The sequence below is a fragment of the Trichocoleus sp. DQ-U1 genome, from assembly GCF_039961925.1.
GTDB lineage: Bacteria > Cyanobacteriota > Cyanobacteriia > Cyanobacteriales > FACHB-T130 > FACHB-T130.
This window is the reverse complement of sequence record NZ_JAMPKB010000032.1, coordinates 12,265-27,299: the sequence shown is the minus strand read 5'-3', so window position 1 is coordinate 27,299 and position 15,035 is coordinate 12,265. Positions and strand designations below refer to the sequence as shown.

General features: G+C 46.4%; 12 protein-coding genes. 2 read left to right on the top strand and 10 right to left on the bottom strand.

What is annotated here, in order from left to right; all coding sequences use genetic code 11:
- Nucleotides 1-146: 146 nt before the first annotated feature.
- The gene (gene leuS / locus NDI34_RS15120) at nucleotides 147-2,717 is read right to left on the bottom strand and encodes a leucine--tRNA ligase (RefSeq protein WP_348233064.1); all 2,571 of its coding nucleotides are present in this window, start codon (nucleotides 2,715-2,717) and stop codon (nucleotides 147-149) included.
- Between the two features lie 428 nt (nucleotides 2,718-3,145).
- Between leuS and NDI34_RS15115 the strand changes: the two genes are divergently transcribed.
- Nucleotides 3,146-3,559 carry a gamma-glutamylcyclotransferase gene (locus NDI34_RS15115; RefSeq protein WP_199300287.1) on the top strand — a complete coding sequence of 138 codons (414 nt, stop codon included), beginning with the start codon at nucleotides 3,146-3,148 and terminating at the stop codon, nucleotides 3,557-3,559.
- Between the two features lie 56 nt (nucleotides 3,560-3,615).
- Here NDI34_RS15115 and NDI34_RS15110 read toward each other — a convergent pair whose 3' ends face one another.
- The 4 genes from NDI34_RS15110 to NDI34_RS15095 form a co-directional block, all read right to left on the bottom strand.
- On the bottom strand, nucleotides 3,616-4,179 hold the full coding sequence (locus NDI34_RS15110) for a Fis family transcriptional regulator (RefSeq protein WP_348233063.1): 564 nt from the start codon (nucleotides 4,177-4,179) through the stop codon (nucleotides 3,616-3,618).
- Between the two features lie 386 nt (nucleotides 4,180-4,565).
- A complete protein-coding gene (locus NDI34_RS15105; RefSeq protein ID WP_190414997.1) occupies nucleotides 4,566-5,225 on the bottom strand; it encodes a sigma-70 family RNA polymerase sigma factor in 660 nt (219 codons plus the stop codon).
- A 281-nt stretch (nucleotides 5,226-5,506) separates the two neighbouring features.
- Nucleotides 5,507-5,773 carry a hypothetical protein gene (locus tag NDI34_RS15100; RefSeq protein ID WP_348233062.1) on the bottom strand — a complete coding sequence of 89 codons (267 nt, stop codon included), beginning with the start codon at nucleotides 5,771-5,773 and terminating at the stop codon, nucleotides 5,507-5,509.
- Nucleotides 5,763-6,056, bottom strand: coding sequence for a hypothetical protein (locus NDI34_RS15095; RefSeq protein WP_348233081.1), 294 nt, complete (start codon nucleotides 6,054-6,056; stop codon nucleotides 5,763-5,765). Before NDI34_RS15095 ends, NDI34_RS15100 begins: the two co-directional genes overlap by 11 nt.
- 308 nt (nucleotides 6,057-6,364) lie before the next feature.
- Here NDI34_RS15095 and NDI34_RS15090 point away from each other — a divergent pair, with 308 nt between their 5' ends.
- Nucleotides 6,365-8,752, top strand: coding sequence for a hypothetical protein (locus NDI34_RS15090; protein WP_348233061.1), 2,388 nt, complete (start codon nucleotides 6,365-6,367; stop codon nucleotides 8,750-8,752).
- Nucleotides 8,753-9,078: 326 nt separating this feature from the next.
- Here NDI34_RS15090 and purU read toward each other — a convergent pair whose 3' ends face one another.
- The 5 genes from purU to NDI34_RS15065 form a co-directional block, all read right to left on the bottom strand.
- On the bottom strand, nucleotides 9,079-9,933 hold the full coding sequence (gene purU, locus NDI34_RS15085) for a formyltetrahydrofolate deformylase (protein ID WP_348233060.1): 855 nt from the start codon (nucleotides 9,931-9,933) through the stop codon (nucleotides 9,079-9,081).
- The gene (locus NDI34_RS15080; protein WP_348233059.1) at nucleotides 9,930-10,985 is read right to left on the bottom strand and encodes a DUF4340 domain-containing protein; all 1,056 of its coding nucleotides are present in this window, start codon (nucleotides 10,983-10,985) and stop codon (nucleotides 9,930-9,932) included. Before NDI34_RS15080 ends, purU begins: the two co-directional genes overlap by 4 nt.
- A 47-nt stretch (nucleotides 10,986-11,032) precedes the next feature.
- Nucleotides 11,033-12,898 carry a Gldg family protein gene (locus NDI34_RS15075; RefSeq protein ID WP_348233058.1) on the bottom strand — a complete coding sequence of 622 codons (1,866 nt, stop codon included), beginning with the start codon at nucleotides 12,896-12,898 and terminating at the stop codon, nucleotides 11,033-11,035.
- 251 nt (nucleotides 12,899-13,149) lie between these two features.
- Complete coding sequence (locus NDI34_RS15070; protein WP_190415002.1) at nucleotides 13,150-13,953, bottom strand: ABC transporter permease; 804 nt, start codon at nucleotides 13,951-13,953, stop codon at nucleotides 13,150-13,152.
- Nucleotides 13,954-15,006 carry an ABC transporter ATP-binding protein gene (locus NDI34_RS15065; protein WP_190415003.1) on the bottom strand — a complete coding sequence of 351 codons (1,053 nt, stop codon included), beginning with the start codon at nucleotides 15,004-15,006 and terminating at the stop codon, nucleotides 13,954-13,956.
- Nucleotides 15,007-15,035 lie beyond the last annotated feature (29 nt).

Sequence of the window (15,035 nt, the reverse complement as noted above, 5' to 3'; positions counted from 1 at the left end):
AAGAACAAGTTTCACCCAAAGACTTTGAGCAGTTCAAGCACGAAGATTATTGAAGAAGACTGGAGGCTTTGATAATTGAATGGAATTGCGATCGCACTCTTTTTCTGAACCGAGATGGCAAGAGGGCGATCGCGTAGCCTCTCTTTTCAACCCACCACAAAATTCACTAACTTTCCAGGCACTACAATCACCTTTTTAATTTCCTTGCCTTCGATGAACCGCTGAGCAACTTCTGACTCGCGGGCATACTGTTCTAAAGCTTCCCGATTCGCATCAGCGGGCACTTGAATCGCCCCACGGGTTTTGCCCATGACTTGAATCACCAGCGTGATTTCATCGACCACCAAGGCAGCCGGATCGACGGTAGGCCAAGTTTGGGTGTGTACCGAATCGCTGTGACCGATTGTGTGCCACAGTTCTTCAGCAATGTGAGGAGCAAAAGGAGCCATCAGGTGAATCAGAGTTTCTATCCCTTCGGCATACACTGGCGAGTCTTTGCATTTGGCATCAGCTAAAGCATTGCTCAACTTCATTAACTCGGAAATCGCTGTATTGAATTGATACTCGCCCTCTAAATCTTCCGTAACCGCTTGAATCGCCCCGTGAATTGCCCGTCGCAAGTCTTTTTCGCCCTTATTCATCTCCCCACCTTTCTCCGGGGGGCTAGAGGGATGAGCGACAAATTCTGCCACCAGTCGCCAGACGCGGTTGAGGAAGCGAAATTGTCCTTCAACGTCGGCATCATCCCATTCCAAATCTTTTTCTGGAGGTGCCTTGAACAAGATAAACATCCGCGCTGTATCTGCCCCGTACTTGGCGAGGACTTCCTCTGGATCGATGCCGTTGTACTTCGACTTGGACATCTTTTCATAGAAGACTTGCAACGGTTCCCCCGTTTCTGGGTCTTTTGGATCGGCTGGATCTACCTGTGCCGCGGGAATGTATTTGTCAGTGGCAGGATTTTTGTAAGTAGTGCCCTGCACCATGCCCTGAGTTAGCAGGCGTTGGAAGGGTTCGTCAAAGTTTAAAAGACCGCAGTCTCTCAAAACCTTGGTAAAAAACCGCGAGTACAACAAGTGCAAAATCGCGTGTTCAATCCCGCCCACATACTGGTCTACGGGCATCCAGTCATTGGTTTTTGCTGGGTCGAAAACTTGCTGTTCGTTCTTCGCATCGGGATAGCGCAAGAAATACCACGACGAATCAATAAATGTATCCATCGTGTCCGTCTCCCGCTTAGCTGGGGTGCCGCAAGCGGGACAAGGGACATTGACAAAAGCTTCCATCTGAGCCAACGGAGACGCCCCGCGACCCGTGAATTCTACCTCTTCCGGCAATCGAACCGGCAAGTCTTCATCCGGCACCGGCACCGTACCGCAGCTGGGACAGTGAATTGCCGGAATGGGTGCCCCCCAATAGCGTTGCCGCGAAATTAACCAATCCCGCAGGCGATACTGCACCCGCGCTTTCCCCCAACCCTCTTTTTCCGCGTACTCAACAATCCCTGTCTTCGCTTTAATTGAATCCATCCCATTAAATTGGTCTGAATTCACCACAATTCCTGGTTCGGTATAAGCCTCCTGTAGAGATGCGATATTTCCCGTCTCTACATCATCTCCTGGCGGCACAATTACAACCTGAACGGGGAGATTCTGCTCCTTAGCAAACCGGAAGTCCCGCGTGTCGTGGGCTGGAACACCCATCACCGCGCCAGTGCCGTACTCGTACAATACGTAATCGGCAATCCAGATGGGAATCTCTTCTCCTGTAAAAGGATTCATCGCCTTCCCGCCAGTCGGAATACCGCGTTTTGGCTTATCCTCTGCGGTGCGTTCCAATTCGCTTTCTTGGGCTACTTCTTGGATAAATACTTCTACCGCCTCTTTTTGATCTGGAGTCGTCACTTTGGCAGTCAAAGGATGTTCTGGCGCTAGCACCACGTAAGTCACGCCATAGACGGTATCGGGACGGGTGGTGAAAACACCGATTTTCTCATCCAACCCGACAATCGGAAATTCTAGGTAAGCGCCAGTGGATTTACCAATCCAGTTCGCCTGCATCAACTTGACTCGATCGGGCCATCCGCTCAATTTGTCCAAATCGTTGAGCAATTGCTCGGCGTAGTCGGTAATTTTCAGGAACCACTGCCGCAACATTTTCCGTTCGACTTTAGCACCGGAACGCCAAGATTTGCCCTCGCTATCGACTTGTTCATTTGCCAGCACCGTCTGGTCGATGGGGTCCCAATTAACGGCGGCTTCTTTTTGGTAAGCCAGTCCGGCTTTTAAAAACTGCAAGAAGATCCACTGCGTCCACTTGTAATAATCGGGAGAACAGGTAGCAACTTCGCGGTTCCAGTCAATTGAAAGCCCTAACTGCTGCAATTGATGCCGCATCTGAGCAATATTTTGATAAGTCCATTTTCCTGGGGCAATACCCCGGTCAATAGCGGCATTTTCAGCTGGCAAACCAAAGGCATCCCAACCCATCGGATGGAGTACGCGATACCCTTGCATCCGCTTGAGTCGGGCAATCACATCCGTGATGGTGTAGTTGCGGACGTGTCCCATGTGCAGGCTGCCCGATGGATAGGGGAACATGGACAGAGCATAGAACTTGGGCTTAGTGCTATCTGTGGGGGTTTGATCTAAGCTTTGTTCTGCCCAAGTCTGTTGCCACTTTTCCTCGATTGCTGCTGGGTTGTAACGGGACTCCACGGAAAAAACTCCTGCTGGATTAGTAATCGTGTTTGCCTCAATATTCTGACACAACTGTTCACCATAGTCTGGACGGTAGGCTACACTATCGATTTAAATTTTTCTATTTTTTGCTGACGCTGAAGATATCCACATCCTACGCAGATAGGAGCTGAACTGCACTAAGGATAATCAGTGTTTATTGCAATCCTATTTGAGTGAGTGGATATTTTTTGAAAAAACTGCGTTTGCGGAGCCTGCGCTTTGCCCTTAGAACCCACTAGCGATCGCGTTGCCATGCTCCAAGGACGATAGCCTATATGTATTAGCGATATAGAACGTGGAGAAAGAGTAAGAATAGGATTTAATAAATTATTTGAAATTACGGTCTTAAGTAAGAGTAATATCTTTTTAGCAGCAATCTTTTACATATCTATAGCAAGTATATTTTGAATAATTTACAAGTTTTTGTTTACGGCACTTTGAAACCGGGAGAGTGCAATTACGAGCGATACTGTGCTGGAAAGGTGGTGGAAGAGAAAAGAGCGATCGCATTCGGCGAACTTTTTTCCCTCCCAGCAGGGTATCCCGCAATGATCCCTGGCAATGCAAAAATTCACGGGTTCATACTCACTTTTCCCGATTCAACTGTGTTACAGAAATTGGATAATCTGGAAGGCTATGACCCTAGCCGTCCAGAGGCACAAAATGAATATAACCGGCATCAAATTGAGACCTATAAACCATCTGGGCAGCCACTAGCAATAGCTTGGGCTTACTTGATGAGCGTTGATCGGGTTAGACGCCAAAAAGGGATTCTGCTGACCTCTGGATGGTGGAGCCACTTAAAAAACAATGAGTGATGAGTTCATTCCAAAACTCATCACTCATTGCTCAATATTTTTTAAGTCAAAGCGGATTAATTCTGATATCCCTTGGCGTCAGATCCATCTACTGATGGCTTCACAAATTTTTCTGGAGCCGCGACTGCTGCTTTAGGAATCTCCACTGCGGGATGATTCAGGGCAACCATCAAAGGCTCTGCTGCTGTCTCTGAAATGGGAGCTTTTGCTAGTTGGGGACTCAGGGAGTGATTACCCGGAAGAATTCCTGACAAAGCGCCGACAAACAAAGCTGCGAGCGCTGCGCCACCCCATGCAGCAACCCGTTGGGAGCGGCGGCGGTTGATGCGTCCGAAAACTTGATTAACAGCCTGTTCTGCTGATTGCTCGGACTCTGGAACGGGAATTGTTTGTAAACCCTGGCGTAATTTCACCAGTCTGGTATACAAACACTGCATTTTGGGGTCACTTTTAAGCCATTCCTGAACTTGTTTGCGCTCGTCAGCAGTTACTTCACTATCTAAGTAGGCACTGAGCAATTCAAAGCGATCGCGTTGCAAAATATCCATCTCCTTAGAGACTTGTGCGTTTGCAGGGCACCGCTGTCCAGAATCCTTACGATTGTTCAAATCAGAGGTCATTTTCACATCACCAGCAAGTCACACAATAGGAAAGCAGAGCAGTCACTAATCTTTGCCACATTCAGTATATACGTAGAAACTTGTATTTCATTACAATCTTAACTGTTTTGCCAAGAAGTAAAACACAAGTAATGGGGAGCTGACTTAATCCGTGACAACCAAGGGTGAACTTAACGATTTACGCTTAGTCTAGTTTTTAGCAAGCGATCGCACCCAGTAAAAATCTACCCTTTTTTCACGACCTATCTGAAATCGTTTCTTGGAAGCCACACCTTGCAGCACTTCAGCGAACAAGGAAGGCTATCCTACTGCTTTAAAGATAATCGGCAACCCCGGAGGTACGAATCCACCGAATAGCTGAAACCAGATTCTATCCCTAAGTTAGATTAATTTCCGTCTAGGTAGTTTTGCAGCTGAGATTGCAGGCGCTGACGCGCTCTAGCAATTCTAGATTTTACCGTTCCCAGGGAGACACCTGTGATTTCGGCAATTTCTTCATAAGCCATGCCTTCGATTTCTCTCAGGACGATGGTAGTGCGAAACACCTCTGGCAGATCGGCGATCGCTTCATGCAGCTGTTCATAAAATTCCCGCGTCGTCATGTCTTCGTCGGGACTTGGATTGTCAGATGCAATTTCCCAATCCATTTCGCCGTCATCCATCATGCGAGGTGCATCTAACGACAGCGGATGAGACACCCGTTTGCGTTTACGCAGCTCATCATAAAACAGGTTCGTGGCAATCCGGCTCAACCACCCCCGGAACTTGACTGGCTCCTGCAACCGCTTAATATTGCGGTAAACCCGAATCCAGACTTCTTGAGCTAAATCTGCCCGATCCTGCCAATCTGGAGCCAGATGGTACAAAATCTTATCGACATGAGACTGATACCGGCGCAAAAGTTCGGCAAAGGCAGCGCGGTCAGGACGCAGCCCCGCCTGACAATGCAGAATTAGATCGTAGTTTGACAGTTTTTCAGGTTGCACCGGCGCTTGAGAAACCGTTGCTTCAGCTGTTGACCAGGATACAGGAATCGATTGAGTCATGGATGGATATAGGGGTTAAAACATCCTAACCCTCCAAGACGCTGCCACTTTGACAATGGTTCCCGCTTGCGGCGGAATGCTAAATGGCGTTCTACACCAATGTAGCGAATCGAAGGATCAACGTCGGGAGTTATTCATATAAATACGAACTTGTGACACTCCATCCGGAAAACCAGAGCTTTCCAGGCAGAGGGGCAAGGGCGATTTAGGAGAAAGTCATTTCTAGTCGGAGTTACAGGCGAATATAATTACACCCAGGATTGCAGAAGATGAGGAAAATATCATTCCAACGCTACTGCCCCCAGCGCTTTCAGGGTCGCTTTCTGCGCGTCTGTTAAACCTGTAACGCCAGTAATATTCATACCTTCGTAGGGTCTTTCACTTCTCAAGGTGTTCACGCACTCGCCTGTCGCTACATCCCAAAGCTGAATCATTTCATCTTGCCCAGCACTCGCGAGTATTTGTCCATCTGGACTGAAGACAACTGACCAAACTCCATTGGTATGTCCCTGGAAAGCTTTCAGGCATTCACCGCTACTAACAAACATCCCACAACTGCACAGTGCGATCGCCACTGCCAGTCGCCAAAGTCTTTGCTTCCGGATTAAAAGCAACTGACCAAACCCAGTTGGTAGACACCTGTAAGGTTTGGAGACATTCACCGCTACTGACATCCCACAACCTGACAGTGCGATCGCTACTACTCGCCAAAATTTGATTATCTGGACTAAACGCGACTGACAGTACCCAATTGGGAGATCCCTGTAAGGTTTGGAGACATTCACCGCTACTAACATCCCACAACCGCACAGTGCGATCGCTACATAACATACTCAAAATTATCCTGAATCTGTTCTACTAGCTTTCCAGACAACGCAGTTTTGCCAATCCCGTCCATAACCCAGCAATGCTACTTAGCGATCGCTATCGCCTACTCGTGCCAGTTACTCTAATAGTTCTTCTGGTACTTCAATTGTGATTCTTGGTACGGTCGCACTGGGCTGGTGTCAATTCTTCTAATAATTTTCGGGTGGCGTTTCCAATGTGGTGATGATGGGCTAAAAATGCTAATAATGAGTGGGTTGTAGCTCGGTCAGCAACAACTGTGCAACACTTCCAGAAATATAAAAGTATTAGTCATGCCTCCACTAAGTCTCTCTACTCTGAGCCGCCGTTATTTTCTTAGTTATCTGGCTTTAGGTACATTCGGTCTGATGGCAAAAGACTTGCTTTATCCAGCTAGCGCTATGGCTGATAGCAAGGAAGTAGGAAAAAATATTTCTATCGTAGAGAAATATCATATTTTTGTTCCTTATACAACAGCTAAGAACGGGGGAAAGGAAACCTTTACTTTGCGTTCTGGAGAGACTTGCTCCGTAGAGATTATCCCTCGAACGCAAGAAAATCAAGAGATTACTATCAAAGGTCGTGGTCAAAAAGGTAAAGATATTACTGTGGTTTTTCATACTTTATACGACCGAGAATCTAGCATAAATTACCAAATTCATCAAGAAATAGATAAAAACACGCAATTTATCCAACAATCAAGTAAAGATAAATGCACATCCGTGTATGACAAAATCGAGGAATCCAAGTACATTAACGATTTGATTGCATTAGATTTTCTTGATTATGTGATATATTCCTCAAAACTAGATAATAGAATTCAACAGCGTTATCAACTTGCCAGTACTAATTCGCGCTTACTCGGAATTAAGCAAGCCATTGAATCCACATTAGCTGAATCTGAACTGACTGAGACAGAGAAGAAACTAATCGTAGGAACCTACGCATACGTCCGCGCTGAAGAACCTGTGCCTGACTTTAAAGCGCTCACAGACTTAGACTCGATTGTGGCAAGCTCCTCTCTGCCTTTAGAAATCAAACGGATTTACTCGATAGCAAGTGCAAAATCAAGAGCATTAACAGTTGATTTGATTCTTATCAAACAGATTAATGATACTAAAAAACTAACTTCTGAACAAAAAGCAAATTACCTGTCGATTTATCAGGCGGTACGTGATGGCAAAAAAACAACCGATGAAGCAACGTTGAACTCCCTAGACTTTTTCATCCACAATGCAGATATCCCAGATAATGCTAAAGTTGTTTACTTATTAGCAAGGTCTCAGGATTTAGACAATCAAGAAAATTTTACTCAAACAGTAGATGCTCTCGTAAAAGATGCTGATGACTTCAGACGTAAACTGGAGCGTGCGAAAAAACAAGGTGCAGCGATTGTCCCACAAGCTACGAAAGTGCTGACTACGATTGGAGCAGAAACAGCAACGGGTGTTAGTATTAGCAGTTTGTCTGGAGCAGCTGCAACAAATGCAACTTTAGCCGTTTTAGGTGGTGGTTCTGTTGCGGCTGGTGGTTTGGGAATGCTGGGTGGGTTAGCCGTAGCAACAGGAGGAGCGGCACTAATTGGAGCCGCAGGGATGCTGTCTATTGCCTTAGTCTCAGAAATGGATAGCGAAGATCAAAAAAATCTGGGGATTGCTATCAGTACAGGAACAATAGCTGGTGCCACCACTGTTTTAGCGGCTTGGACTGCTGCCAGCGCTTTGGGAGTCACTGGTACGCTGTCCGGTGCTGCTGCTATCACTACTACAATATCGGCTCTTGGTGGACTGGGTGCAATAACTGGCGGTGCTGCTCTTGTGGCATCAGGTACAGCATTTTTGATTTGGTCATTTCTGAAAGGGCAAAAGAAACGAGATCAGGAAGTGCTGCGCCAGTTAGAAACTCGAACTTATACCTTGACTGAAGATCCATTACCAGACTCTTTGGGAGAATTCCTTCAAAGGAACGTGCGTCAGAAATACAGTTTTAAGCAAGGTTTTTCTGCTCCTAATATTCCCTTGGATAGGTTGTCAAATGCGCTGTCTACTTGGTTATATGTTAATCCTGACGAAAAGCTAATCGCTTTGATAGATACTAGCAGTTTCTGGAAAAATGTGGGTGTTGTTTTTACTAACCGCAGGCTCGTCTGGACAAAGGACACAATCGACTCACTCGATCATGAATATGAATATGAATATTTAGCAAGATTTTTCAATTCGGAAATTAAATTAACCTCACTGCTATCTGAAGAAAAACAGAAGAAGGAATTATATAGGTTGAAAAAGGTATTAGATATTTTGTCAGATGAAAAGTACGCGACCAATTTGTCTAAGATGAAAGAGCTAGTAACTATTGCATCTAATGATTATAATTTAGCCGAGCTTATCTCTAATGATAAGTACAAGAATAAAGTACCAGAATTGAAAAGAGTAGTAGAAATTTTATTTTATGGAAAAAATAATGATTTATCCAAGTTGAAAGATGTTGTAGATACTGTATCGAGGGAGCCTGACTTAGTAAAATTTTTAACACCGCAATTAAGTTCGCAGTTATTTGACGAGCAATACAAGAAGGACTTATCTCAATTGAACAAAGTTATAAATATGCTACATGATGAAAATGAAAAGAATAATCTGACTACGTTACTTAGAGAAATTGGTCAAAAATATAGTACAGTTTAAGCAGAAATCCTCTTCTCGTTCTTGTGATGCTATGTATAGCCATCCTATTTGAATTGTGAGATGCCAGAGGTTTACATCCCCGACTTCTTCGAGAAGTCGAGGATATCCCTTTAGCGAATTATTTAGGATTGCTATATAGTGGAAGTTGACAGCTTTGTTATAAAATTATGCGTAGAAATACTGCTATAAGGTAATAATGCTTCATAAGTTTGCTAGCTAATATCTTTAAGGAAAACGCTGTTTTTACTTTTAGTTATAGTAGTCGTCATAAGGCATTAATTAGATTTTCTTAGCATACAAAAAATCATCTTAGAGCTTCTTGATTTTTACTCAAAGACTACCGTGCGATTCCCGTATACCAGCACGCGATTTCGCAAATGCGATCGCACTGCTCTCGCTAATACCACTCGCTCTAAATCTTTGCCTTTGCGAATCAAATCTTCAACCTCATCCCGGTGACTGACTCGCACTACATCTTGCTCAATAATGGGGCCTGCATCCAAGTCGGCGGTGACATAGTGAGCCGTTGCACCGATAATTTTGACGCCGCGTTCGTAGGCTTTGTGATAGGGATTAGCTCCTACAAATGCAGGTAAGAATGAGTGATGAATATTAATAATTTGCGGAAATTGGCTGATAAAATCAGGGCTGACGATTTGCATATATTTTGCCAGCACAACTAAATCAATGTTGTATTGCCGCAGTAATTCTAATTGTTTGGCTTCCTGCTGTGATTTTGTTTCTTTGGTAATCGGAATGTGATGATAGTCGATGTCAAATTGAGCGGCTACATCTTGTAAATCGGGATGGTTGCTGATAATTAGTGGAATTTCGGCGGAGAATTCTTTTGCTCTATGACGCCAAATTAGGTCAAAGAGACAATGATCTTGTTTGCTTACCCAGATGGCAATCCGGGGTACTGTGTCGGAAAAGTGCAACTGCCAGTGGGCTTGTAGAGGTTGCGCGATCGCGTTAAATGCTGGGCCAATCAACTCACGCGGTAGATTAAAATCTTCTAACTGCCACTCAATTCGGGTGAGAAATAACCCAGCCGCAAAATCGGTGTGCTGATCGGCATGAATAATATTACCGCCATTAGCGTAGATAAAATTAGCAATTTTTGCCACCAATCCTCGTCGATCGGGGCAGGAAACTAGCAGCGTTGCGGTGGGGCTGTTCATGGTGAGAGAGAGGGGCTAGGCTGAGGTGACTTTTCGGTTTTTGAAGTCTCAGTTTTACTATTTTTTGGTGAAGGAGAGGGGCTGGGCTGAGGTGACTTAGCGGGTATTGCTTTGTCTGGTTTTTTGTCTAAAGTATCTTTCTGACTTGCTGGGGAAGGAGAAGGACTCGGCTTATCTGACTTAGACGGTGTTGCTTTTTCAGCAGGCTGGTTTTTAGTAGTTTTTGGAGAGGGGGAGGGACTAGGTTTATTTGACTGAGAGGGTGTTGCTTTGTCTGAATTTTTGCCGGAAGTATCTTTCTTAATTTCCGGGGAAGGAGAAGGACTCGGCTGAGGTGACTGAGAGGGTGTTGCTTTGTCTGAATTTTTGCCGGAAGTATCTTTTTTACTTGCTGGAGAAGAAGACGGACTAGGCTGAGGTGACTGAGAGGGTGTTGCTTTGTCAGAGGTTTTATCCGGACTATTTTTTTGAACCGCTTCCTTGGCTTTCCATTCTGACAGAGGACGTTTTACACCATACTCAAAGTCTATCGGGACTAAAAGCACCTCTAGCTGCTGAGGGGTCTGTGCAGGGGGGTCAACTTGAGCATACAAGAAACTACTATTGAAGTTAGGCTTACCCAAAATTATCTGATGAGTTTGCTGATTATTTAGCCTTACTTCTACCGTCGCTTGGGGTTTGTCGAGTCCATATTCTTGTAGCTGGTTAGGGAAGATGGAGAGGGTGCGATCGCTCTTGCCATCTACCAGTAAATTTAGCAAGTATGAAACAGAGGGATCGCTGGCTGGGACGTCGCTGGGCGATTTCATCTGCCATTGAGAAATACTCGTCTTGTCCACAGCTTCCTGCGTGACTCGCTCAAACTTCAACGTTTGTTCCTGACTTTTAACTGTCAAAGCCTGTATCTGGTCTTTTTCAAAAGAAAAGATTTCCTTTTGTTTTGCCTGTGCTGCTTCTCGCTGGGGGGCACCTTTAATTTCATAAAAATAAACGAATCCCCCCAAACTCAGCGCCAATAGTATCAGAATCCAAGTTGTTCGTTTTAGCTTCATAATCAACACGCGAGTTGATTTTAGATTAAATCCAAAATCTGAAATTACTAACGTCTGAACCACCAAACCAGTCCGGCTGTAATGAACCCGATTAAGGGCATAATCAACACAGCTATCCAACCCACTAGATTGGCTTGGTCTTGGGACAAGTTGATGCGACGGTCTTTTACTTCTTTGGGACGGATGGATAAAAGTTGCTCATCCTGTTTGCTTAACCAGCTGACGGAGTTGAGGAATACATCTCCATTGAGTTGCTGCTCGAATAAACCATCGCTAGCAAAATCAGAATTACCGAGGACAACTAGACGGGATTCTGCTGGTTTTTGGTCAGCATTTGCCGTCTTTGCCGGTGAGTTGGTTGGGCTTGGGGACGCGCTAGGGCTAGCAGTTGCGGTTGGGCTGGGAGAAGCTGATGTCGTCGCCGTCGGGCTTGGGGACGCGCTGGGGCTAGTAGTTGCGGTTGGGCTGGGAGAAGCTGATGTCGTCGCCGTTGGAGTTGGGGACGGGCTGGGGCTAGTAGTTGCTGATGGGGAGGGAGAAGCTGATGTCGTCGCTGTTGGGCTTGGGGACGCACTGGGGGTGGGGCTAGCGGTTGCTCCTGGAGTCGCCCCTGGAGTTGCTGTTGGAGTTGGGGATGGTGCAGACACACTTTGGGGAGGATAGACGCGACTTAGGGCGACGCCGAGAATTAAAGGCCCTTGGCGATCGCTTTCGGGATCAAACTGCAAGCGATCGCTTTCGGGATTGCTCTCAGCCCAACTCTGGTCGTTTGTCACCAGCAAAGGCGTCGCCTGGATACCGGCGATGGGAGTCACTTCAATCGGTCGTGCAAACGGGTAGAAAGAACGACCATCCTGAAAATCTTTCGTAATCGGATGTTGACCGTAGCGCGTCACCATAATCACCGCCGGACTCAGTCCCGCCTGACCACCGGACAAGTCAATGGCAAGACGATTATCCAGCCTCACGCCCCAATCTTTGAGCAAGTTATCCAGACCGGGATTGGTATTCCGGTCTACCATCACCAGTAGCCTACCGCCGCGCTTCAGGTAATCGCTCAAAGCAGTGACTTCAGCGGCAAACAGCGCCCGTTTGGGGCCAGCAATGACGATGAGGTCAGCATCTTGGGGGATTCCTGGAGTTTTCGCCAAATCTAGGGGTTGAGTGGTGTAGCTTTTCTCTCCCAGGCTACTCACCGCCTGAGAGATGCTTCCTTGCGCCGCTTGTAAGGGACGTTCGCCGTGACCTTGGAGGAAGTAAACCTTGCCAACGCGATCGCTCGTAATTTGGGCGATCGCATTCGTCACCACTGTTTCTGAAAGGCTCTCCCCGCGCTGCGGATTCACTGTCTGGATGAGCTTTCGTCGTCCCTCCGATTCCAGATAAACTTCCCCTAGAGATTGAAGGTTAAACCTTTGAGCCAGTCCGGGTCGCAGTTGCGGATCGACAAATTCAAAACTAAATTGAGAGCCATATCGTCGGTAATTTTCCAACAATTGTTGGTCTTGAGGATTCGGATTTTCTTCAAATACCCACAACTTGACTGGCTGCGATAAATTTTGCACTAATTGCTGCGACTGGGGGGCAAGGGTAAATAGCTGATTTTCCGTTAAATCCACTCGCACAACACGGCGAACACCCAGAAAATTAATCAGCCCCAAAATCACCAAAACCGCCAGTGTTGCTGCTAGAGCATTGGTTCCCGCCTGAGTTGACCGGCGTCCCCAAAAGCCATTTGGCGAACCGCCCAAAGATAGCAGCCATAACCCAATAATTACAACTCCAGCAACGATTAAACCTACGGGCACAGAACCCCAGCTACTGGATACCAATCCAGCAACTAGACCCGTAATTGTTAGAACTGGGCCAAGCAAAAAGAGATATTTTAAATACTTCCAATTAATGGTTTTCATGTTGGCTAATCAGTAATTGGTAATTGGTAATTGGTAATTGCTGCCAATAGATTTTAGGTAAGTGTTTAGCTTAGGTAACAGTTCGTTAATGGTAGGTTTGCGGGTGCCGATCTGTTCAATCGAGATGCAGGAAACCTCGAAGGCGGTCTTTGTAGACGCAAGCCCCACCCTTTAAGGTGTGGGCTACTTGCATCTCATGCATTCAGTCTTCCCATCGCAACCACTCCATACGCGATTCGCCATTCGTCAATTTAAGAACGCTGATAGCGCAAGGCATCGATAGATTGAGCAGTCAGAAACACGCCTAAGATAATGTAGCTTGCAAACATAATCAAACTGCTGGTATCAACCACACCTTGTACTAGGGTGTTGTAATGTTTGACTAAGGATAAATGATTCCATGCTTCTCCTAACACGCCGCCGGTCAGTTTCGCTAAAAGCTCGATCAGCGAGAAGCATAAAATTAGCACAAAGGTAAGAATTGCTGCCAAAATTGTGCTTTCGGTGAGGGAAGAAATAAACATTCCCAAGCTAAGAATCGCAGCGGCAACCAAGATTAATGCTGCATGACCCAATAGCGGCACCGCCGGGGGTAGGGGTGGGCTTGATGCATTAAAAGCGATCGCTTCGTATGCCAGTAACGGCAGCACCATTGTGATAAAAAATGTCACTACCCCCAACAATTTACCCACCGCCACCGCCCAGTTGGTGACTGGCGAAGTGGCTAATAGCTCTAAAGTCCCTCGCTTGCGTTCCTCGGAATACAGCCCCATTGAGAGAATGGGCAGAATAAATAACGATAAAAAGAACATTGCCCCAAGAAAGCTTTGGAGGGTGTTATAGGCGACATCGATGGGGGGAACGGGTGCGCCGATTTGCTGCCCTTGAAAATAAATATCCAAAGCGCGATCGCTCTCACTTTGCAATGCAGTGAGGAAGAATAATCCAGCTAAAAACCAGAAAGCACCCGCGACGATATATGCCAGCGGCGAAGCAAAATAGCCCTGCAATTCCTTGCGATAAATCGCCAAAATATTACTAATAATTACGCCCATTTATTCAACTCCTCCAGATTGCTCATCTGTGGCAACAATGGCAGCAGCTTCTGCTGGCGAGGGAGGGGATGTCCCATTGCCATCGGTTTCATCCGTATCCATATCGACGACCTTTTCTTGGGTTGTCAGTTCGATAAACACGTCCTCAAGACTAGCGCGAGTGCGTCGCATTTCATACAATGCCACCCCCGCCCCAATTAAAACCGCAGCAATATCACGCGCCGGTTCTGTACCCGGTTCTGATACTACACGGATAAGAGTGCGATTGGGCGGTAATTCCTGGCTGGGGATGGATTCGACAAAACGAACTCCGGGCAAAACTAAGAGCATATGTTGCACAGCTTCTACATCCCCGTCGATTTCCAACTCATAGCCCGATCCGCCCGCTAGCTGTGCTACTAGATTTTCCGGGCTATTCGTTGCTACAAGCCGACCGCGATTGATAATTGCCACTCGGCTGCAAGTCATGCTAACTTCCGGCAAAATATGGGTGGAGAGAATGATTGTGTGGCTACCGGCAAGGCTTTTAATTAAGTTGCGAACCTCGATAATTTGGCGAGGATCGAGACCAACCGTGGGTTCATCTAAAATAATCGCGGGTGGGTCGTGGACGATCGCTTGGGCAATGCCAACCCGTTGGCGAAAGCCTTTAGAAAGCTTGCGGATGAGTACCTTGCGTTTTTCGGTGAGGTTGCAGCGTTCCATTGCTGAATTTACTTGGGATTTGCGATCGCGTCCGGGAACCCCCTTCAGCCGCGCCACAAAATGCAAAAATCCCTCCACGCTCATGTCAGGATACAAAGGTGGCGTCTCCGGTAAATAACCAATCCGCCGCCGTACCGCCATTAAATCTTCATGCACATCGTACCCAGCAATCCGGGCAGTCCCGCTGGAAGCGGGTAGATATCCCGCCAAAATCCGCATGGTTGTCGTTTTTCCGGCACCATTCGGCCCCAAAAAGCCCAAAATTTCCCCAGGTTCCACATTAAAGGTGACATCCTGAATGGCTGGGGTCGCGCCATAGATTTTGCTTAAATTTTCAACTTCGATCATTATGGGTCATCAGTCATTGGTCATTGGTT